General features: G+C 33.4%; 17 protein-coding genes and 3 tRNA genes. 8 read left to right on the top strand and 12 right to left on the bottom strand.

Annotated features, from left to right (window positions below):
- Positions 1–73: 73 nt before the first annotated feature.
- Positions 74–1,924, top strand: a complete 1,851-nt coding sequence (locus tag LBP67_08210) for a C10 family peptidase (GenBank protein MDR2084961.1) — start codon at positions 74–76, stop codon at positions 1,922–1,924.
- An 86-nt stretch (positions 1,925–2,010) separates the two neighbouring features.
- On the opposite strand, the gene LBP67_08215 is transcribed toward LBP67_08210, so the two are convergent.
- The 6 genes from LBP67_08215 to LBP67_08240 all read right to left on the bottom strand — a co-directional run bounded on the left by LBP67_08215 (position 2,011) and on the right by LBP67_08240 (position 6,784).
- Positions 2,011–2,415: a hypothetical protein gene (locus LBP67_08215; GenBank protein MDR2084962.1), complete on the bottom strand. Its 405-nt coding sequence runs from the start codon at positions 2,413–2,415 to the stop codon at positions 2,011–2,013.
- Positions 2,416–2,491: 76 nt separating this feature from the next.
- Positions 2,492–2,884, bottom strand: a complete 393-nt coding sequence (locus tag LBP67_08220; GenBank protein ID MDR2084963.1) for a hypothetical protein — start codon at positions 2,882–2,884, stop codon at positions 2,492–2,494.
- A 10-nt stretch (positions 2,885–2,894) separates the two neighbouring features.
- On the bottom strand, positions 2,895–3,203 hold the full coding sequence (locus LBP67_08225; GenBank protein ID MDR2084964.1) for a hypothetical protein: 309 nt from the start codon (positions 3,201–3,203) through the stop codon (positions 2,895–2,897).
- 804 nt (positions 3,204–4,007) lie between these two features.
- Positions 4,008–4,331 carry a hypothetical protein gene (locus tag LBP67_08230; protein ID MDR2084965.1) on the bottom strand — a complete coding sequence of 108 codons (324 nt, stop codon included), beginning with the start codon at positions 4,329–4,331 and terminating at the stop codon, positions 4,008–4,010.
- Between the two features lie 13 nt (positions 4,332–4,344).
- Complete coding sequence (locus tag LBP67_08235; GenBank protein MDR2084966.1) at positions 4,345–5,448, bottom strand: hypothetical protein; 1,104 nt, start codon at positions 5,446–5,448, stop codon at positions 4,345–4,347.
- 25 nt (positions 5,449–5,473) lie between these two features.
- Positions 5,474–6,784 (bottom strand): hypothetical protein, encoded by a 1,311-nt coding sequence (locus tag LBP67_08240; GenBank protein ID MDR2084967.1) that lies wholly within the window; start codon positions 6,782–6,784, stop codon positions 5,474–5,476.
- Positions 6,785–6,977: 193 nt separating this feature from the next.
- On the opposite strand from LBP67_08240, the gene LBP67_08245 reads away from it, so the two are divergent.
- On the top strand, positions 6,978–7,859 hold the full coding sequence (locus LBP67_08245) for a helix-turn-helix domain-containing protein (GenBank protein ID MDR2084968.1): 882 nt from the start codon (positions 6,978–6,980) through the stop codon (positions 7,857–7,859).
- A 313-nt stretch (positions 7,860–8,172) separates the two neighbouring features.
- Here LBP67_08245 and mnmE read toward each other — a convergent pair whose 3' ends face one another.
- Positions 8,173–9,558 carry a tRNA uridine-5-carboxymethylaminomethyl(34) synthesis GTPase MnmE gene (gene mnmE / locus LBP67_08250; GenBank protein ID MDR2084969.1) on the bottom strand — a complete coding sequence of 462 codons (1,386 nt, stop codon included), beginning with the start codon at positions 9,556–9,558 and terminating at the stop codon, positions 8,173–8,175.
- A 10-nt stretch (positions 9,559–9,568) separates the two neighbouring features.
- Positions 9,569–11,032: a hypothetical protein gene (locus LBP67_08255; protein ID MDR2084970.1), complete on the bottom strand. Its 1,464-nt coding sequence runs from the start codon at positions 11,030–11,032 to the stop codon at positions 9,569–9,571.
- Between the two features lie 237 nt (positions 11,033–11,269).
- Here LBP67_08255 and LBP67_08260 point away from each other — a divergent pair.
- The 3 genes from LBP67_08260 (at position 11,270) to LBP67_08270 (ending at position 12,795) form a co-directional block, all read left to right on the top strand.
- A tRNA-Arg gene (locus LBP67_08260) sits at positions 11,270–11,344 on the top strand.
- 53 nt (positions 11,345–11,397) lie between these two features.
- Positions 11,398–12,171 (top strand): TIGR02757 family protein, encoded by a 774-nt coding sequence (locus tag LBP67_08265; GenBank protein ID MDR2084971.1) that lies wholly within the window; start codon positions 11,398–11,400, stop codon positions 12,169–12,171.
- Positions 12,172–12,795, top strand: coding sequence for a 4'-phosphopantetheinyl transferase superfamily protein (locus LBP67_08270; GenBank protein ID MDR2084972.1), 624 nt, complete (start codon positions 12,172–12,174; stop codon positions 12,793–12,795).
- Positions 12,796–12,906: 111 nt separating this feature from the next.
- Here LBP67_08270 and LBP67_08275 read toward each other — a convergent pair whose 3' ends face one another.
- Complete coding sequence (locus tag LBP67_08275) at positions 12,907–14,118, bottom strand: PLP-dependent aminotransferase family protein (GenBank protein MDR2084973.1); 1,212 nt, start codon at positions 14,116–14,118, stop codon at positions 12,907–12,909.
- Between the two features lie 81 nt (positions 14,119–14,199).
- Between LBP67_08275 and LBP67_08280 the strand changes: the two genes are divergently transcribed.
- Positions 14,200–15,216 carry a branched-chain amino acid aminotransferase gene (locus tag LBP67_08280; protein MDR2084974.1) on the top strand — a complete coding sequence of 339 codons (1,017 nt, stop codon included), beginning with the start codon at positions 14,200–14,202 and terminating at the stop codon, positions 15,214–15,216.
- A 21-nt stretch (positions 15,217–15,237) separates the two neighbouring features.
- Positions 15,238–15,705: a hypothetical protein gene (locus LBP67_08285; GenBank protein MDR2084975.1), complete on the top strand. Its 468-nt coding sequence runs from the start codon at positions 15,238–15,240 to the stop codon at positions 15,703–15,705.
- A gap of 3 nt (positions 15,706–15,708) precedes the next feature.
- On the opposite strand, the gene xerD is transcribed toward LBP67_08285, so the two are convergent.
- The 3 genes from xerD to LBP67_08300 all read right to left on the bottom strand — a co-directional run bounded on the left by xerD (position 15,709) and on the right by LBP67_08300 (position 16,860).
- A complete protein-coding gene (gene xerD / locus LBP67_08290; protein MDR2084976.1) occupies positions 15,709–16,614 on the bottom strand; it encodes a site-specific tyrosine recombinase XerD in 906 nt (301 codons plus the stop codon).
- Between the two features lie 44 nt (positions 16,615–16,658).
- Positions 16,659–16,743: transfer RNA gene (locus LBP67_08295), tRNA-Leu, on the bottom strand.
- Between the two features lie 44 nt (positions 16,744–16,787).
- A tRNA-Gly gene (locus LBP67_08300) sits at positions 16,788–16,860 on the bottom strand.
- A 433-nt stretch (positions 16,861–17,293) separates the two neighbouring features.
- Between LBP67_08300 and gatE the strand changes: the two genes are divergently transcribed.
- Positions 17,294–19,258, top strand: a complete 1,965-nt coding sequence (gene gatE / locus LBP67_08305) for a Glu-tRNA(Gln) amidotransferase subunit GatE (protein ID MDR2084977.1) — start codon at positions 17,294–17,296, stop codon at positions 19,256–19,258.
- Position 19,259: the final 1 nt, after the last annotated feature.

The raw sequence follows: 19,259 nt of genomic DNA on the forward strand, positions 1-19,259 counted from the left end.
ATTTATTTTTGCCAATTATTGTAATTTATAATCAAATTATAATCATTATTAATTTATTAAATTAAAAAGTATTATGAAAAAATTTCTACTTATTACACTTATTCTTTTTCTCGGTACAACTGCTTTTTCACAAGCAATTGACATCAATTCTGCTAAATACTATGCACAACAATGGTTAAATATTGCAAATAATGAATCTGCAGAAGATTTAATTTGCGTTTACACTCATTCTAATGGTGAAAAATCACAAGATTATTTTTATATTTTCAACAGTAATGCAAACAAAACATTTATAATTGTTTCCGCTGATGAAAGAGTTTTACCAATTTTAGGATATTCTGACGAAGGATGTTTTGATACAAATAATTTTCCTCCCAATATGAAAGCATGGTTAGATGGTTATGCCGCTGAAATGGATTATATCTTTTCTTTAGATAATATTGAAAAACATCCTGAATGGCAAAGCATTTCGGAAGGCAATATAAATAAAGGAACAGATGCTGTTGAACCATTAATAAATTTACATTGGGATCAATCGCCACATTACAATGCACTTTGCCCCGGCAATAGTGTTACTGGATGTGTTGCTACCGCTATGGCAATGATAATGAAATACTGGAACCATCCTGTAAAAGGATATGGCCAATCTTCATATTATCATTCAACTTATGGTATTTTATCTGCTAATTACGATACAACATTTTATCAATGGGATCAAATGCCAATTCAGGTTACTTCTCCGAATATTGCCGTTGCAACTCTTATGTATCATTGTGGAGTTAGTGTCCGTATGCAATATGATCCGAGCGCAAGCGGTGCATATACTACAGATGTAGTTTATGCTTTAAAAACATATTTTGGTTATCAAAGTCAGTGTACTCATAAAAATAAAGAAGACTATTCAATCACTGATTGGGAAAATATGATGAGAGCAGAACTGGATCTGGGAAGACCAATGCAATATCACGGCAGCGATGTATCATATGGTGGGCATTCATTTAATTTAGACGGATATAATGATAATAACCAATTTCATTTCAATTGGGGTTGGAGTGGTAGCGGAAACGGATATTTCACAATATCTAATCTCAATGTAGGTTGGTATCAATTTAACTCCAATCAGGGCGTTGTAATGAATATTGAACCTAATTGGGATATAATTTGTAATGAGGCTCAAAATTTAGTTGGAAATATTAACGGTTCCACCGTAACACTTACATGGGATGCTCCTGAAGAAAGCGATCTTACTTTAGAAGAATATGAAATTTATAAAGACGGTATAAAAATTGGAACAACAACAGAAACTTCTTTCACAGAGGAAAATATTAGTTTCGGAGAATATGAATATTGTATTAATGCCGTTTACGATAATGGATGTGTATCACCATATAAAGTTTGTACAACTATCAACAGTACGGCTTGTTTACCTCCTGCTGATTTGCAAGCTATTGCGGATAATTCAACAGTAAATTTATCTTGGACTGCCCCCGCGAATTCTCCAAACTTAGACGTTTATAAAATTTATCGTTTAGATGAATTTATCGGAGAAACAATTGAAACCGAATATACCGACGAAGATCTTGATAATGGTAATTATGAATATTGCGTAATTGCTATTTATAATGAAATATATGAATCCGATGAGATTTGCGATGATGTTACTGTATTTACAGTAGGTATTATTAACAATAATAATGAAATAAAAATCTATCCGAATCCCGCAAGTGATTATATAAATATTGAAGCTGAAAATATTACAGAAATTTCAATAATTGACATAAGTGGAAAAACTGTAAAAAACATACAAACAAAAAGTAATCAAATCACAATTACCACAAGTGAACTCTTAGATGGTATTTATTTCCTTAAAATTACCTTTGAAGATAATAAATCTGTTTACAATAAATTTATTATAAATAATTAGTGTTAATATCTTTTTGTTCCTAAATTAATCCCTTAAAGGAGAAAATAATCAATTTCTTCTTTAAGGGATTATAATTTATATGGAGTTTAATTTGCGAAATTAAAATTTAACTCTGAAGGAAAAAACGGTGGACTATAAGTTTGACTATTATACCCTCCTTGATTTGTTCTCACTTCCAATAAAAACTCTTTATCTGCAGGTACTTGAACTGTAACTTCACCACAAAATGGACCTCCTACAAAGCCATACAAATTAACTGTGTAAACTTGATCTGCAACTGCAGATATCCATGGATCATCACCACTTGATAGTTCTGTCGGCCATTTAAAAGTAAGTGTTGCTTGACTTGACGACGAAGAACACACCGAAATTTTTATAGTGTGTGACCTTACCACTGTTTTAGTTTCTTCTGTCCCACTCAATCCGGCAGCAAAAACAGAAGTTGAAATTAATAGCATTGTTAAAAATGCATACAAATTGTTTTTTTTCATAATCTAATTTTAAGTTAATAAATTTATTGTTTGTATTAAAAATATAATTAAATTTTTAATCTAATTATCCAACTGTTTATGGGATCCGACCATCTAATTGCCTGTTGGGCATACCATAATAACTAACTGTGTGTATCTCTTCCGAATATTCAACATAAATATTAGTTTGTACTGGCAACCACCATATTGGATTAATTGTTTGTCGTTGATATATAGTTACACCATCCTTTATACCATCAACAGTAGTTATAATATAACTAGAAATATTTTCCGTTGCCCCTACCCATTCTACTTTTACTGACACCACAGAATTGGGCTCATGTGTAATATCCGGAAAATCTTCAACATAAGTATAAAAAGAAGACGAAGATGTAGGTAGTGTTATTTGCCCAAATATTGTTATTGAGGTAAATAGCATAAATGAAAATATTCCCCAAACTTTAAATTTTTTCATAAATAATCGTTTCATAAAAAATACTTTACCTAAAATCAAATGTTACATTTTGTACGGCACTGGTAAAACTCTGTTGAGCATATCTTCCTGAATCTGTCATTACAATAACTGTGACAATTACAGAATTAGCATCTACCCAAAAATAGTCGCTTCCTACATGTGCTCCGTAATTGAGATCACCATACTTAACTTCGATTTCTTTTATTTGAAGGAGTTCTTTACCTATAGGGTTAAGCGCATACTTTACATTAACAGTTGCTGTAGTTATCTCCGGACATATTATTGTTACATTTGTTGCAACGTAATTTTGTCCGTAAACTACACTTGAAATCATAAATAATATTAGAAACACTAATAAAGTCTTAAATCTTTTTATAATTTTATTTTTTAATGAATAATTAATTGTCGTAACAAAATTACAAAACTATAAACGACTTTGGAGTGTTTTTTATAAAGCATAGTCTTAATTACAGGCAAATGTTTTTAAAAGGTAGGCTAACATTATCAAATACTTATGTGATATTTTTCATAAAACACAAAAATACTATCATTTCTTTTGTTAAAAATTAATCCTCAAACCTTAATGAATCTTAAAGAATAAAATTTAAATGAAATATTTAATACTAATTTATGAAACAATAAAAACTTACCGCTTACATATAAAAATTTTATTAAAAATAATTGTTTATTATTTCCAAGTAACAATTAAGTTAGATCGGCAATTTTAGTAGAATAATATCATCCCTATCTTTTTTCAATCATAAAGTTCATTTAAATACCTAAAAACCAAAATTGCACACTGAAAAAATTGTTTTTAAATGTTCATTTTGATTCTTAATCGTAGGTAATTGCTTAATTGTCGTTTGATTGGTGAGAGTATTTTCCGCAAATAAACGTTTCTAAAAGCCTCGACTTCAATGAATATTTTTCGATACCTAATTTAACGTAGTTAATGTAAGGCATTAGTTAGTTAGTTAGTTAGTTAGTTAGTTAGTTAGTTAGTTAGTTAGTTAGTTAGTTAGTTAGTTAGTTAGTTACTTACTTACTTACTTAGTTAGTTACTTAGTTACTTACTTTCATTTTTCAGCGTTTTAATTTAAACCGGGCAGGTTGCAAGAACCTGTCCGGTTTTTTGGTATTAAAATTTTTTCAGCCTGGTTTTTGTCTCCTCAATTGTTTCATCATCTTTTTTGAAAAGAATATCCACACATTTATCTTCAACTTTTTTATAGCCAGAGACTACTCCATTTTCTATTTTTTTATAACCCGAAACGGCTCCGTTTTCAATCAGTTTATAGCCTGCAACGATTCCATTTTCTATGAGTTTGTTTGCTCTTATTATACGTTTAGTCATTTCAATCTCCTTTTTATTATTGTTATTATTATTGGATTGTGCTCTGATTTCACCCATTACCGTCAATCCTGCGGCAATGGCTAATGCCAAAATTAATTTTACTTTCATTTTGACCTCTTTTTTATAATGTTTTAAAATCGCTTGGGTCTTTGAATATATTTCCTTTTGCCAATACCGTTCCGAAAACATCCGGATATGCTTTGAATTGACGTACCGAAGTGCCGCCAAAACCATTTGTTAGTGCCTTTTTACGACCATCTTTGTAAGTAAAGGTACCTTGCGGTTTGTCCCAATTTAGTGTGCAAACCGGTGTGCTTGGAACCTCTCCTGTAACTCCCCAAACAGTTGCTCCGATGGCATTGGCGGTAAATTCGAGAATACCTGCTTCTACTTCCATCGTAATTTTGTAATGCATTGGCATAAAAGCACCCAACGCAGGTAAAAACGCCCATTCACTATGTTCAATATTAAAATTGCCGACCGGAAAAGATTGTTTTTCTTCAGTCAGATTAAGAACCATATCTTTAATTCCCATCTTCATTTCGTACATACTGCCAAAAACCTCATCAAAGTGAAACCACATCCAATCTTCCCAACCACCAATTTCAGCAGCTGAAGAATCGACTGCAATATACCGTTCACGAACTCCGGCTCCTTTAATGTTGATTTTTTTACCGTCGATTGTTAAAGTGCCTTCCACCACTCCCGACCAGTTATAGCCATAGGCAATACTGTGCGGAGTGAGATATGAGGGTTCTTCTTTACCGTACCAAAGCGGGCAACCTTTTCCATAATGAACAAATTCGGCTTTGATTCCCTTTGCTTTGTCCTCAACGTTGTAATGCCAACTGTTGTCATCTTTACAGATTAAGTTAAAATCACCAAGTTGCACCAATACCTCTTTGTCTGTTTTGCTCACTTTATGTGAACCGCCAGGTAATACAGTTCTGCCAGTGACACCAACTTCCGGAAAATCTGCAAGTTTGTAAATGGAACCCGGGACTTGAATAACTTTTCCGGTTTTCCAGCTACATTCAATATTCCACATATCCACACCTTCGTGTGCAAGAATAAGTAGCGCTGTCCCAAACCAATAGGTATTGCCGTCGTCTCCGTATGCCACAAACGAACACAACCAGTCTAAGAATCCTCTTTCCTCGCCACCTTGCGGTATTCCGCGTGCTTCTGTTTCCAAAGTAACCTCAGGGCTACTTACTACTTTCACTTTTTTAATCATTTTAATCTCCTTTCTAATTATAATTTTTTGATAAATAATTTTTTTGATATCGTTCTGCGTGCCAGCGCCCTGTTTTTTGTGTCACATCTTTCTTTGTGAAAAATGGTTTTATTCCTTCAGTTTTATAGATAATTTTCAATTCATCCAAAAAAGAAAGAAATGTTTTAATATATTTCTCGCCATCAATATTTTGAATGATTGAAACGCAAAATTTCCCACCCGCACAAATCATATCCAAACTAATTCCAGTTTCGCCGCCGAGGAGAAACACTGCATCAACAAAATCGTTGCATTCCCCAAAATCAAACCTGCCTAAATAACTCACAACATAAGTATTGATAGTCATTGTGTCGAAAAACGACATGAACACTTTTTTTTCGTCAAAACTGTTCATAGTGTCCAATTTGTCGCTCAAATCAATAAACGAATTGGCGACGGCTCTTACATAATTCGACTCTCGCTGCTCCGTTAATGCCCGCCGCATGTCAAAGCAAACCTTCCTGATTTCAGCTGTTTTATCAGTGGCACAAAATGGCAAATAGATACTTCTGACACAATTTTTATGTGTGTTGGGTAGTTCGAGTTCCTGCCGCATATCGGCTGCAACACTCGTTACAATAGGCTTGTCTATATCCTCATTATTTAATACAATGGACTTCGAAAATAAGTACGACAGCAACACAACCGGTGTAGCTTCGACACTTTTTGCAAAATCAATAAACGCCTTTTCGTCAATTTCAATGTCTTGGCGACTGCGGTCAGGTCTTTGGTGTGCGCACTCGGGCAAAGCAAATCCATCGCGAATAACTGTAGGTGGCACAAAATCATCAACGGTATATTTTTGCTCAAACGGTTCGAATGTTTCGCCGTCTAACATTGTGGAGTCAGACTTCCGAATATGTTCTGCCTTAAATTTCTTATTTTTGGCAATGCAGAAATAATAATAAATTAATGTTTCGATAAAAGGTTGAATCCCACGTCCATCGCAAATGGCGTGGTGAAACGATACATAAATGTGTGTGCCGTCGTACGAAACCTCAATCAAATGATAACCTGCCGCCATACTTCCAAGCCGGTTAAACCTTTTTTTGCGAACAATCATCGAAATATCCGTGTTGTCTGCAAGATAAAAATCACCGTTTTTTTCAACCAGTTTTCCGGCAAAGTACGGATACCTTTTAATTGTTTGGGTTAATGCACGAGTAAGGTAGCAACCCCAGACTTCTTCTTTGATTATCACATCAATAATGGTACTATTCATCCCATTTGCACGATAACAAAACGGTTGTCCTGACCTTATTTTTTGCGCTTTAATTTTTTTCATTATGAAAATATTTTTTACACTGCAAAATTATATCGGCTTTTGGATTTTCAAAAGGGCAAAAATTCGACAAAATTGGGATATTAGCAGAATATATAGAAATATATTGGTAAATAATACCTTTAAAATAGCCCATAAGTCTAATCACAATATTTTTTAATTGAAAAATATGTACCTTTGTCGAAAATATTTTGATATGATAAAAGAAATTACGCCGCTTACGTGGCAAACAAATTTTAAAAGCAATATAGATTTTGACATTCAGTCTATTGAAGAAGATTTTATGTTGTTCGACAATGTGAAAGTGTTTCCTGCATTTGCTTACCCGTTCAAGGTTGACGTCACAACATTTATCATTTGCACCAAAGGTACGGCACGCGGAAAAATCGGATTAAAATCGTATGAAACTACTGCACCTTGTATGATTACATTACTTGCTGACGAAATTCTACAACACGAATATATCAGCGATGATTTTGAAGGCCATTTTATTGTCATGTCGAAACGAATGACGGACAACCTGTTGCCGGATATTCAGGAACGCTTGCCTGTTGCGCTTTCGGTACGTCAAAATCCGTCTATACTTCTCAATGAAGACGATTTGAATTTGTTGAAAGGCTATTACTATATGCTGAAAAGAGTAGTTGAAATGATTGAAAATCCTCACCGTAAAAACATTGTGCAGCATTTAATGATCGCTTTTTATTATCATTCGAATTCGGGATTGCGTAAAACTCAGCAACAAGAGAGCCTGCCTACAAAACAAAATGAATATGTAGAGCGTTTTCTGACGCTTGCTGAAAAGTACTACAAGTTAGAACGACAAGTGGGATTTTATGCCGAAAAATTACATATCACGCCCAAATATCTGTCGCAAATAATCAAGACAAATACTGGCAAATCGGCAAATGATTGGATTGACGATTATGTTATGCTCGAGGCAAAAGCGCTTTTGAAATCGTCAAAGCTGACTATCCAACAAATCAGTGACGAATTCAACTTTGCCGACCAATCTATTTTTGGTAAGTATTTTAAACGGATTGAAGGCGTATCACCAAAAGAATACAGAGGAATGTAAATATCAAATGAGCAAACTCCAAATAACATTTTTTTATTTGTGTTAAGTCATGTACAGAGTGATTGATTAAATCTCACTTTGCATTTATAGTTGAAGTGTTTTGCGGTTTTCCTTCATAACAATTGTTGATATTATTTCTACTGTTCGCGTTTCTTCTCAACAATTAAATCGGTGCAGACTTGGTTTGTTGAAGCATTTTTTAGGGTGATTTCGCAAAACCAATGAATACCACGCCAATAGCTTATTCCCAGCAAAGCCTGCAGGCTTTTTTACTGATTTTGTTTAGTGCTTCAGCTTTGGTTTGTTTTGGGGTTTATTTGCCGATACAGAATCTGCCAAATATCTCACCAAGAATATCTTCGGAAGATATTTCTCCTGTTATACTTCCTAAATGATATAGGGCATTTCTTAAATCAATAGCTATTAAATCTGTCGGAACCTTGTTGCTGAATGATTCTTTTACGGAAAGTATAGAGTCTAATGCTTTCAGCATGGCCTCGTAATGCCTTGTATTAGTTACTATTGTAGTTCCAGAAATCTTTTTTTGTTCTACGTAATCGCAAATTTGTTCGGTTATCAAATTAATATTCTCACGTCTTTTAGCGGAAATAAATATTGTATCTAAATCGACTAAAGTTTTAAACCATTTTGGCAACTCATTCACTTCATCAACTTTGTTTCCAACTAATATCCACTTCTTTGATTTATCTTCAAGATGTTCTGAAAATTCTTTAAGTTCATTTAAAACTTCCAATTCATCTGTATTACTTAAATCTATTATATGCAAAATTATTTCAGCATTGTTGATTTTTTCAAATGTCCTTTCAATTCCGATCGATTCAATTGTATCGGTAGTTTTATGCAAACCCGCCGTATCAATAAACCTGAACAAATAACCGTTAATGTTAACAACATCTTCAATAGCATCGCGTGTAGTTCCGGGAATATCGGAAACAATTGCTTTTTCTTCGTTTAATAAGATATTTAAAAGTGTTGATTTTCCGGCATTAGGCTTTCCGATAATTGCAACGGGGATACCATTCTTCAAGACATTTCCCAATTCGAAAGATTTTATCAAGGAATCTAATTCATATTCTATTGTATTTATCAACAGAAACATATCTTCACGATTAGCAAATTCAACATCTTCTTCACTAAAATCCAATTCAAGTTCAAGTAATGACGATAAAGTAATCATTTTATCTCTTAATTCTTTTATTGAAGATGAATAACCGCCGCGTAAATGTTTTATTGCAATATCATGAGCTTGTTTATTTTCTGAAAGTATGAGGTCTGCAACCGCTTCAGATTGGGCAAGATCCAGTTTATTGTTTTTATATGCTCTAAATGTAAACTCACCAGGCAGAGCTACTCTCGCACCGTTTGATACCAAACTTTCTAATATCTTTTGCTGAATGTAGATTGAACCATGACAATATATCTCTATCATATCTTCACCCGTATAACTTTTTGGTGCCCGGAACATACAAATCATCACTTCATCAAGTATTTCTTCATTGTAGAATATTGTTCCGAACTGCATTGTTGCATGTTTCAAAACTTTATCATTCGCCGGATGAAATATTTTAGAAACGATATTCAACGATTCTTCACCGCTAAGTCTTAACACGGCAATTGCACCGTTTCCCTGAGGAGAAGAAATGGCACAAATCGTATCGGAATTTAAATAATCAAACATAGTTATATATTTATTTATCAACAAATTCAAAAGCACCAATATCCGGGGCATCATCACTTATTCGCGAATTACCGTCAAAATCGCTGGTAATATTCAATGCAGGAGATTCATTAACAACAGACAACGAACCATTATTAACAGCAGGAGATATAATAGAATCTAATCTATAGTTGAGCAAATACTTATCTTTAAATATCGGATCTTCATTTCTAATACAATCAGTAAAATAATCTGAAAATTTATCATATTCAGCATTTGAAATTTTCACAAGTGAGTTTTCTATCTTAATCTGATTATTAGTCGGAGCGCTTTCCAATATTCCTATATTAAATTCATTATCACGACTTCCATAAATAATACAATTTCCGAAATAACCATCCAATTCACCATAATAATACGTATTTCCACTTAGATAAAAATTACTTAAGTAAACAGAAGACACGTCGCTCCTTCCTTTATAGTAATTTGCAAAAGTACAATTACGAAAATCATACTGTCCGCCCATAGACAGATACGCGAGCTGACCCTTACAGGAACTGAAAACACAATTAGCGGCATAAATCGCATAATTCATTGAAAAAATTCCTGCACTCGACATATTATGTATTTCTACATTATTCAATATCAAAGCATTATTCATCGGTTCATCAAGTGTTTGTACATGAATACCAACCAATCCGTTTTTTATTACTGCATGATGAAATTCATTATTTTCACTTCCTTCATTAATCCATATCTTTTCCCATTGTCCGGGAATAGAATCATACCAAGATTCCAATCTATCTCCTTCAAAAACGACTTTATCATCGGCCGTACCTAAGACTTTAATTGTTCCGCCTTTATAAACCCAAATACCGCCGTTTGAGTGGAAATGCACGTGAGTTCCGGCTTCTATAATTAGCGTTCCCGTTGAATCGACAACAGCATAACCGTAAACTACGTAAGGCTTTTGGGAATTCCAGACAACAACATTATTAGAATCGGCAACAATTTTATAAGAGGGCAATCCTTCGCGGAAAGTATCGGCAATAATATAGTTTGCATCTTGTCCCCAAGCAAGTAATTTAACATATTGTCGCGATTTTTCCAAACTGAAACAAATCGAATCTTCGACAATCAAAGGTGAATTGACATTATTAGGGTCAATTCTAACTTGAGCAAATATATAAATACTATCATTCGGTTCTATTTGAACATCTTCAAAAGCATATCCGGAAACGCCATTAACATTAATATTATATTGCGATTGCTGTCCGCCGGCTACATGAATATTAGAAATTATAATATAATCATCCGTGTTATTATACACTTTTAAAGTGCGCATAGAAGAACCTTGCGTTGTAAAAACAGTATCAAACATTAAAGTATCGGCAGAAAACTTTAATTCGGCATCGCGAATATAACCGGCATTATCACATGAAAATAATGCAAATAAAGAAATTGAAAAAAGTAAGGGAATAAGTCTTTTATACATCGTTTTTAATTATAAAATGCAAATTTAATTATTTCTTTTTGATAACGTTGTTATGGCGGTAATAATTGTCCGGTAAGTCTGTTCATAATAAGTTTGAAGTTACATTGAATACTTGTATGTTTTACAGTCACAATATTTCCATACATCATGTTACTTATCAGTATTTATCACAAATAATTATTTTTGTTAAAACCATTGTCATATCCGAAAAATTTGTATCTTTGCACTCCGAAAATCGGTTCCGTAGCTCAGTCGGATTAGAGCAACAGCCTTCTAAGCTGTGGGTCGCGCGTTCGAGTCGCGCCGGAATCACAAACCAAAAGGCTGTCATACAAAGACAGCTTTTTGCATTTTATGCCGTAACTATGAATCCTGAAACCGCTACAATCTTAGAAAAATATCAAAAATATTTTGAGAATCCTGAATTTATTGAAAACGACCCGATTTCAATTCCTCATAAATTTTCAAAAAAAGAAGATATAGAAATCGCCGGATTCTTATCTGCAACAATTGCATGGGGTAATCGAAAAGCAATAATCAATAGTTGCAACAATATGATTGAAAGAATGGACTATGCTCCTTACGATTTTATCATCAATGCAAATAATAGGGATATTTCTGTTCTGAACGGATTTTATTACAGGACTTTTCAAGAATGTGACATTTTTTACTTTATTCAATCGTTGAGTAATATATACAGGAACCGCGCAGGAATGGAAGAAATTTTCCTAAAAGGATATAATTCTTCTGATACTGATAAGATTAAGCACGCTATATCCTATTTCCGTGAAGTTTTTTTTGAGACTGAATTTCCTCAAAGAGTTACAAAACATGTTGCAAATCCGATGAAAGGTGCTGCGGCAAAACGTATCAATATGTTTTTACGCTGGATGGTAAGAAGTAATGATAAAGGCATCGATTTTGGAATCTGGAAAAATATTTCCCCTGCCGATTTGATTATTCCTTTGGATGTGCATGTAGGAAATACGGCAAGAGAACTCGGACTATTTAACAGTAATGCCAATAATTGGAATGCTGCCGAAATAGTTACAAACGAACTAAAAACTCTTGATAATAATGATCCCGTAAAATATGATTTCGCACTTTTCGGTATCAGCAATTCAAAAATCATTTTGTAGATGAGTGAAAAAGAATATAAAATCTTTTTTTCAAAAATCATTGACATCAATGATCTTTCGATGTTTCTTGCAGAAGAAGATTGGGAGTATTTAAGTAAATTCAATAATAAGATTGTTAAATCGCGATCCGCAACTGCAAGATATTTAATAAGAAAATATCTTCAGGAAAATTTCCCTGATAACTATGCAGAATTTCGTATAGACTTAGAAAGCGGAAATAAACCTTTTTTTGAGAATACTGATACGTTACATTTCAGCATAAGTCATTCCGCCGAGATAGTTACAGTTTTATTTTCCAAGTCCAAGTGCGGAGTAGATATTGAAATAATAAAAAGCTATCGTAAAGATATTGCCGAAAAATTCTTTCATAAAAAAGAATTTGAATATTTGGAATCAATTACGGACACAAAGAATCAGTCCGAAGAGTTTTATCGGATATGGACAGTAAAAGAAGCTTTCCAAAAACTTAACGGCGAAGGAATTTTCGGCGGATTATCAAGTTTTTACGTAGACGAAAAGTGGCAAATAATAAATAAATATGATATAATAGAGGATGTTACGATTATATCCGAAAAGAAATTATTTGATAATAATTTGTATTATTGTACATCAATAATTACTTAAAATTCGAGATTTGTAAATCCACATCAAAGTATATTTATTCATTATTTTAAATAACCGATAAGATTACAAATTATCAAGATTTACATAATTAATTTAAATAAGCAAATTTCCTTATTTATTATGCATCATCTCTTTAATCGCTTCCGCCAATCTTTTTATTCCTTCTTCAGCAGTTGATTTATCAGAATAAGAAAAATTAATTCTCATAGTATTTCTTCCACTGCCATCGCAGAAGAATGTATAACCTTGAACAAAAGCTACCTTCTTTTCTATAGCTTTAAAAAACAATTCGTCGGAATCAATATATTCCGGCAGCGTTACCAAAAGGAATAATCCGCCTTCAGGATGAGTCCAGCTAACTCCTTTAGGAAAATATTTTTCAAAACAACGTATGATATTATTCCTTTTATCTCTGTATTCATCTACAATTTTACCGATATTTTTATTGAATAAACCTTTGTGCAAATACAATCCGGCAATTTTTTGAAGAAAGGCCGAAGTACATAAATCGGCAGTTTGTTTAGCCTGAACGAATTTCTCCAAAACATCTGCATTAGCAATAATCCAACCGAGGCGAAATCCGGGGCAGAATGATTTTGAAAATGTTCCCAATGTAATAACCAAACCTTGGTCATCTAAAGCATACAGCATTGTTTGCGGCTCTCCGTCGAAACGAATTTCTCTGTACGGACTATCTTCAACAACTAATATTTGATATTTTTGAGCAATAGCAATAATTTCCTTTCTGCGAGAAACCGGCATTGTTATTCCTGCAGGATTCTGAAAATCAGGAATCAAATAAATAAACTTCGGAGCTTTACCTTTATTTTTAAGTTCTATGATTTGTCTTTCCAATTCTTCGGCATTCATTCCATATTTATCAGGTTTTATTCCGATAAATTGTGCACCGTAAACCTTAAACGCATTTAAACCGCCAAGATATGAAGGAAGTTCGCAAATAATAATATCACCCGGATTAATAAAAATTTTCCCAAGTAAATCCAAAGACTGTTGCGAGGCAGTAGTAATTACAAAATTATCACGAGTAACCTTACAACCTTCCTCTGTATATCTTTTCACTAGTTCATCTCTTAAAAGGTTATCACCTTCGGTGGTTCCGTATTGCAAAGCAGCGGCGCCGTCATTCATAATTACCTCATCGGATATCTTTTTAATATCATCATAAGGAAAAGAAGTAGGAGAAGGTAATCCGCCCGCAAAAGAAATAATATCCGGTTGCTGAGTAAGTTTCAAACACTCGCGGATTGCAGAGCGTTCCATGCGTTTTGCTTCATTCGAAAATAAATTATCAATATTTATCATAATTTTAGAAATTTTCTACAAAGTTACAATTTTTTATTTGAAATAATAATTATCTTTGCTTTTTAAACCTTAAAATTAGATATAATGAATATTGAATGGGGAAACCTGCCTTTTGGTTATTACAAAACCGACTATAACATCAGATGTTACTATAGAAATGGTAAATGGGGAGAGTTAGAAGTCTCATCATCAGAGTATATTCCTATGCATATGGCAGCAACTGCCTTACATTACGGCCAAGAAGCATTTGAAGGATTAAAAGCTTTCAAAGGCAAAGACGGTCGCATCAGAATTTTTCGCTGGGATGAAAATTGGAAACGCTTAAACAATTCTGCCGAAGGTATAATGATGCCAAAAATTTCTAAAGAACTTTTCGGCGAAGCTATTAAAAAAGTCATAAAATTAAACGAAGAATATGTACCGCCTTACGGAACGGGAGCTTCTTTATATTTACGTCCTTTATTAATAGGTACCGGTGCACAAGTAGGTGTTAAACCGGCAGTAGAATATTGTTTGATAATTTTTGTAACTCCGGTCGGACCATATTTTAAGCAAGGTTTCAAACCTGTAAAGGTTCAGTTGGTCAGAGATTACGACAGAGCCGCTCCTTTGGGCACAGGTCACATTAAAGTTGGCGGAAACTATGCCGCAAGCTTACGCGCTTCTGAAAGAGCACATGCTGAAGGCTATTCAACAGTACTATTCTTAGATGCTAAAGAGAAAAAATATATTGACGAAGCCGGTCCTGCAAACTTTTTCGGAATTAAAAACAATACCTATATAACTCCAGATTCGGTTTCGATTTTACCTTCAATTACCAATATGAGTTTGAGAATTATTGCCGAGGATCTCGGGTTAAAAGTTGAACGCAGACATGTTGCTGTTGATGAGTTAGGTACATTTGACGAAGCCGGTGCTTGTGGAACCGCTGCAGTTATCTCACCTATCGGTGAAATTTTCGATAGAAGCAATAACGTTACTTTTGTTCTCAGCAAAGACGGCAACCCCGGTCCGATAAGCACAAAATTATATGAAAGATTATTAGCTATACAAAACGGTGATTACGAAGATACCCATGGCTGGATAGACTTTGTTTAATACTAATTTTATTAATATACTATGGAAAAATTTGATTATACATTAATCCCTAAAGTCGGCATCGGCAAAATTAAATTCGGTACAACTCTCGAAGAAATAATCAAGATTCTTGGCGAAGCCGATGAGATGGAAGAGTTCAATGATGAAGACTTTTTCAATACAACTTTATTAACTTATTCCGATTTAGAAATCGATTTATTTTTTGAAGGACAGGATAACCTCGTTTTCTCTGCAATAGGAGTTGATAATAACGAAGCTACGCTTTTCGACAAAAAGATCTTCGAAATGAGTGAAGATGAATTAATTAAACTCATGAAGAAGAATGGTTTCAATGAAGTTGATATCAATATTGATGAGGAATATGACGAAAAATGTGTTTCTTTTGAAGATGCAAGTTTCGATTTTTATTTTGATAACGAAGGAAAGTTAATTTCCGTAAATTTTGGGGTCTTAGTTTCCGAAGACGGCGAAATTATTGATATTGAGTAAATTTTATAAATCGTTAAACGGGTGATATTTATCGACAGCATCGCGAAGATGCTGTTTATCTATGTGTGTATATATTTCCGTAGTAAGAATAGATTCGTGTCCCAACATATCTTGTACAATTCTTATATCCGCTCCTCTTTGTATCATGTGAGTTGCAAATGAATGTCTAAATGTATGAGGACTAACATTTTTCTTTATCCCCGCTTTATCTGTGAGTTCTTTGACAATGATAAAAATCATTTCGCGAGACAATTTTCCACCTCCCCTATTCAGGAATAAAATGTCTTCGGCATTTTTTACAGGTGAAATATGAATTCTATAATTATCAAAATAAAGATTGATTTGTTTTAGTGCCGTTTTGCCAAGCGGCACTAATCTTTCTTTATTACCTTTTCCCTTAACTTTGATAAACATCGAATCTTTATCGATATCCGAAATTCTAAGATTTATCAATTCTGAAACTCTAAGCCCGCAACTGTATAACATTTCAATAATCGCTTTATTTCTTTGTCCGTTCGGATTACTCAAATCAATACTATCAATAATTTTATTTATATCTTCCAAATTCAAAACATCAGGAAGTTTTCTATCCTGTTGCGGCAACTCTATCATATCCATAGGGCTTTCTTGAACTAATTTTTCAAGTCGCAAATACTTAAAAAAAGACCTGAGAGAAGAAATAATTCGCGATTGCGTTCTTTTACTCTTCTTTTCTTCATTAACAATAATCAGGTATTCCGAAATAATGTTCGAATCAATATCGCGTATATTTATTTCACTGTATTTCTCATTAATGAATTGCAGGAAAAATCTGATATCTCTCAAATAGCTTTCGATAGTATTATCGGAAAAAGATCTTTCGATTTTAAGATAAGAAGAATAGCTGTTGAAGTATTGTTGAGTATTCATAAGGATAAAAAATTAAAGGCTACCTAAGTAGCCTTTAGTGTTAGTACCCGGGGTGGGACTTGAACCCACACGCCTGCAATAGGCAAGGGATTTTAAGTCCCTCGTGTCTACCAATTCCACCACCTGGGCGCCCTTGGTTAAAAAAAGAGTCTCCGAATGAGACTTTCTTTTTGAGCGGAAGACGAGACTCGAACTCGCGACCCTAACCTTGGCAAGGTTATGCTCTACCAACTGAGCTACTTCCGCAAAGCATGCAAAACTTTCCATTTTTGCGTTGCAAAGATACTACTTTTTTTGAAAAAATGATTTTTTTGAAATATTTTTTTTCTGAAATATTTTTATTTAATTACTTATAATAATTTGTTGTTGATTTTCATGTTTTTCTCTAATTGAAAAAACGAAAAAGTATTATGCAAGTGAAATTAGAATAAATTAAATCCATAATATTTTTGATATAATATCCTTTGGAAAACAAAAATTTTTAATAACACAATTACTTTAGACTTAGAAAATTCAACTCAACTTAGAAAGTAATCCTTAAATAATTTATCGGTTCTTATGCAATATCTATTTTATTTCAAAATTAAGTTGATAATTTATTAAATATTCTATTTTAATTTTTCTCAATTTTTACTACATTTGCAATCTTCAAATTAAAAACAACAAAAGTTTACATTTAATGAAAAAAAACTTTGATCCCCTAAAAAACTATGAAGCAACAAAAGAAAAAGTAGGTTATGTTCCTCGTAAAGAAGCAACTCAAGCCACATACGACAGAATCGGCTTCATGTCTGGACTGGAAGTTCACCAGCAATTAAAAACAAAGAAAAAACTATTTTGTAATTGTCCGGCAGGTATTTATAACGATAATTCACATTTTGATGCCGAAGTTGTCCGCCACATGCGTCCTACATTAAGCGAACTCGGCGAATACGACGGAACAGCTCTAATGGAATTTAAAACTAAGAAAACCATCATATACAAGTTGAAAAACGAAACAACTTGTACTTACGAAGTTGACGACACTCCCCCATTTCCTATAAATCGTGAAGCTTTGGATATTGCTATCGAAATATCATTACTTTCTAAGTTGAATATTGTTGGTGAAGTACATATTACTCGTAAACAATATCTTGACGGAAGTATCCCGACAGGATTTCAAAGAACTGCAATAATCGGTGTTGAAGGTGAAATTCCTATCAAAAATAAAATGATAAGATTAATTCAACTTAGTATTGAGGAAGATTCTTGTCGTGAGATTTCTGATATTGGTCATGTTCGCGAATACAAAACAGACAGATTGGGAATGCCGTTGATTGAAACTGTTACTTATCCCGATATGGTAAATCCGGATGAAGTTAAAGAAGCTTGCGACTACATCAGGTTTTTAAACAGGTCAACCAACAAAGTTAGAACAGGAATAGGCGCCGGCCGTGAAGATGTTAATGTTAGTTGCAAAGGTGGAACAAGAGTTGAAATAAAAGGTGTTGCCCATACTAAATTAATTCCGGAACTTACTCATAATGAATGTTTCCGTCAATGGTCGCTATTACAAATAAGAGAAATTCTCAATAAAAGAATTAAAATTGGCGACTGGAAAATGTCTTCAAAAAAACTGAATTTCTTTGATTATGATTTTGTAAATCCGGCTATAATTGAAGCAAACAACAGAAAAAACAAATTTATCGCAGTAAATCTTCCTGAATTTAAAGGTGTTTTATCACACTTCACTCAACCGGATAAATGTTTTGTAAATGAATTGTCCGACAGGTTGAAAGTTATTGCCTGCATTGAAAAACCGAATATCATAACTTCGGAAGACATTCACAATCCTGAAGATAAAAAGATTTTTACTCAAATATCCGAATTATTAAATTCCGGAGAAAACGATGCACAGGTTATTTTCTGGGCGCCTGAAGAAGACATAGCCACTGCTCTGGATGTTATCGACGAAAGATGTAAAATGGCTTTTAAAGGAGTTCCGAATGAAACTCGGAAATATTTATTAGACGGAACAACAATCTTCGAAAGAGTTCTTCCCGGTGCCGACAGAATGTATCCGGATACCGACTCCGCTCCTATTCCATTGGATAACCAACATTTGGAGAAACTACAAGCAAATTTACCAAACGACATATATGAGCGTACAGGTCAATTGGTTAAATGGAATGCTCCTGAAGATACATTCACTTTCATACATGTTAAAAATTTATTTCCGGTTATTGAAAAAATTACAAATAAATTGAATTTCGATCCGAAATTTATTTCGTGTTTTATGGGGCATCGTTTAAAATTTATTGAAGGACATTATTCTACAAAGGATTTTGATTACAACAGAATTTTCGATATGTTCGAATACATCAATAAAAACAAGCTTGAAAAGGAAATAGCATATAAGATATTACCCGTTTTATATCAGCATCCGCAAATGGACTTCGATTCGATACTTACAACTATCAATTTCAAAAAATTGAAATCAGAAAATATTGTATCGAATATTTCTATGTTGAAAAAGAAATATGATGAAATCGGAAGAATTAAAACGAATGATGCCAAAAATAATTGGATTATGGGTCAATTAAATAATTTAGCCGTAGGTAATATTTCAATGAATGAATTAAATAATATTGTAAATGGAAATTAAT

The organism is Bacteroidales bacterium (assembly GCA_031276035.1).
Lineage (GTDB): Bacteria > Bacteroidota > Bacteroidia > Bacteroidales > BM520 > RGIG7150.

What these genes read in the sequence shown, in the direction of transcription:
- LBP67_08210 (MDR2084961.1), top strand. Translation starts at nt 74, where the DNA reads ATGAAAAAATTTCTACTTATTACACTTATTCTTTTTCTCGGTACAACT.
- LBP67_08215 (MDR2084962.1), bottom strand. Translation starts at nt 2,415, where the DNA reads ATGAAAAAAAACAATTTGTATGCATTTTTAACAATGCTATTAATTTCA.
- LBP67_08220 (MDR2084963.1), bottom strand. Translation starts at nt 2,884, where the DNA reads ATGAAACGATTATTTATGAAAAAATTTAAAGTTTGGGGAATATTTTCA.
- LBP67_08225 (MDR2084964.1), bottom strand. Translation starts at nt 3,203, where the DNA reads ATGATTTCAAGTGTAGTTTACGGACAAAATTACGTTGCAACAAATGTA.
- LBP67_08230 (MDR2084965.1), bottom strand. Translation starts at nt 4,331, where the DNA reads ATGAAAGTAAAATTAATTTTGGCATTAGCCATTGCCGCAGGATTGACG.
- LBP67_08240 (MDR2084967.1), bottom strand. Translation starts at nt 6,784, where the DNA reads ATGAAAAAAATTAAAGCGCAAAAAATAAGGTCAGGACAACCGTTTTGT.
- LBP67_08245 (MDR2084968.1), top strand. Translation starts at nt 6,978, where the DNA reads ATGATAAAAGAAATTACGCCGCTTACGTGGCAAACAAATTTTAAAAGC.
- mnmE (MDR2084969.1), bottom strand. Translation starts at nt 9,558, where the DNA reads ATGTTTGATTATTTAAATTCCGATACGATTTGTGCCATTTCTTCTCCT.
- LBP67_08255 (MDR2084970.1), bottom strand. Translation starts at nt 11,032, where the DNA reads ATGTATAAAAGACTTATTCCCTTACTTTTTTCAATTTCTTTATTTGCA.
- LBP67_08265 (MDR2084971.1), top strand. Translation starts at nt 11,398, where the DNA reads ATGAATCCTGAAACCGCTACAATCTTAGAAAAATATCAAAAATATTTT.
- LBP67_08270 (MDR2084972.1), top strand. Translation starts at nt 12,172, where the DNA reads ATGAGTGAAAAAGAATATAAAATCTTTTTTTCAAAAATCATTGACATC.
- LBP67_08275 (MDR2084973.1), bottom strand. Translation starts at nt 14,118, where the DNA reads ATGATAAATATTGATAATTTATTTTCGAATGAAGCAAAACGCATGGAA.
- LBP67_08285 (MDR2084975.1), top strand. Translation starts at nt 15,238, where the DNA reads ATGGAAAAATTTGATTATACATTAATCCCTAAAGTCGGCATCGGCAAA.
- xerD (MDR2084976.1), bottom strand. Translation starts at nt 16,614, where the DNA reads ATGAATACTCAACAATACTTCAACAGCTATTCTTCTTATCTTAAAATC.
- gatE (MDR2084977.1), top strand. Translation starts at nt 17,294, where the DNA reads ATGAAAAAAAACTTTGATCCCCTAAAAAACTATGAAGCAACAAAAGAA.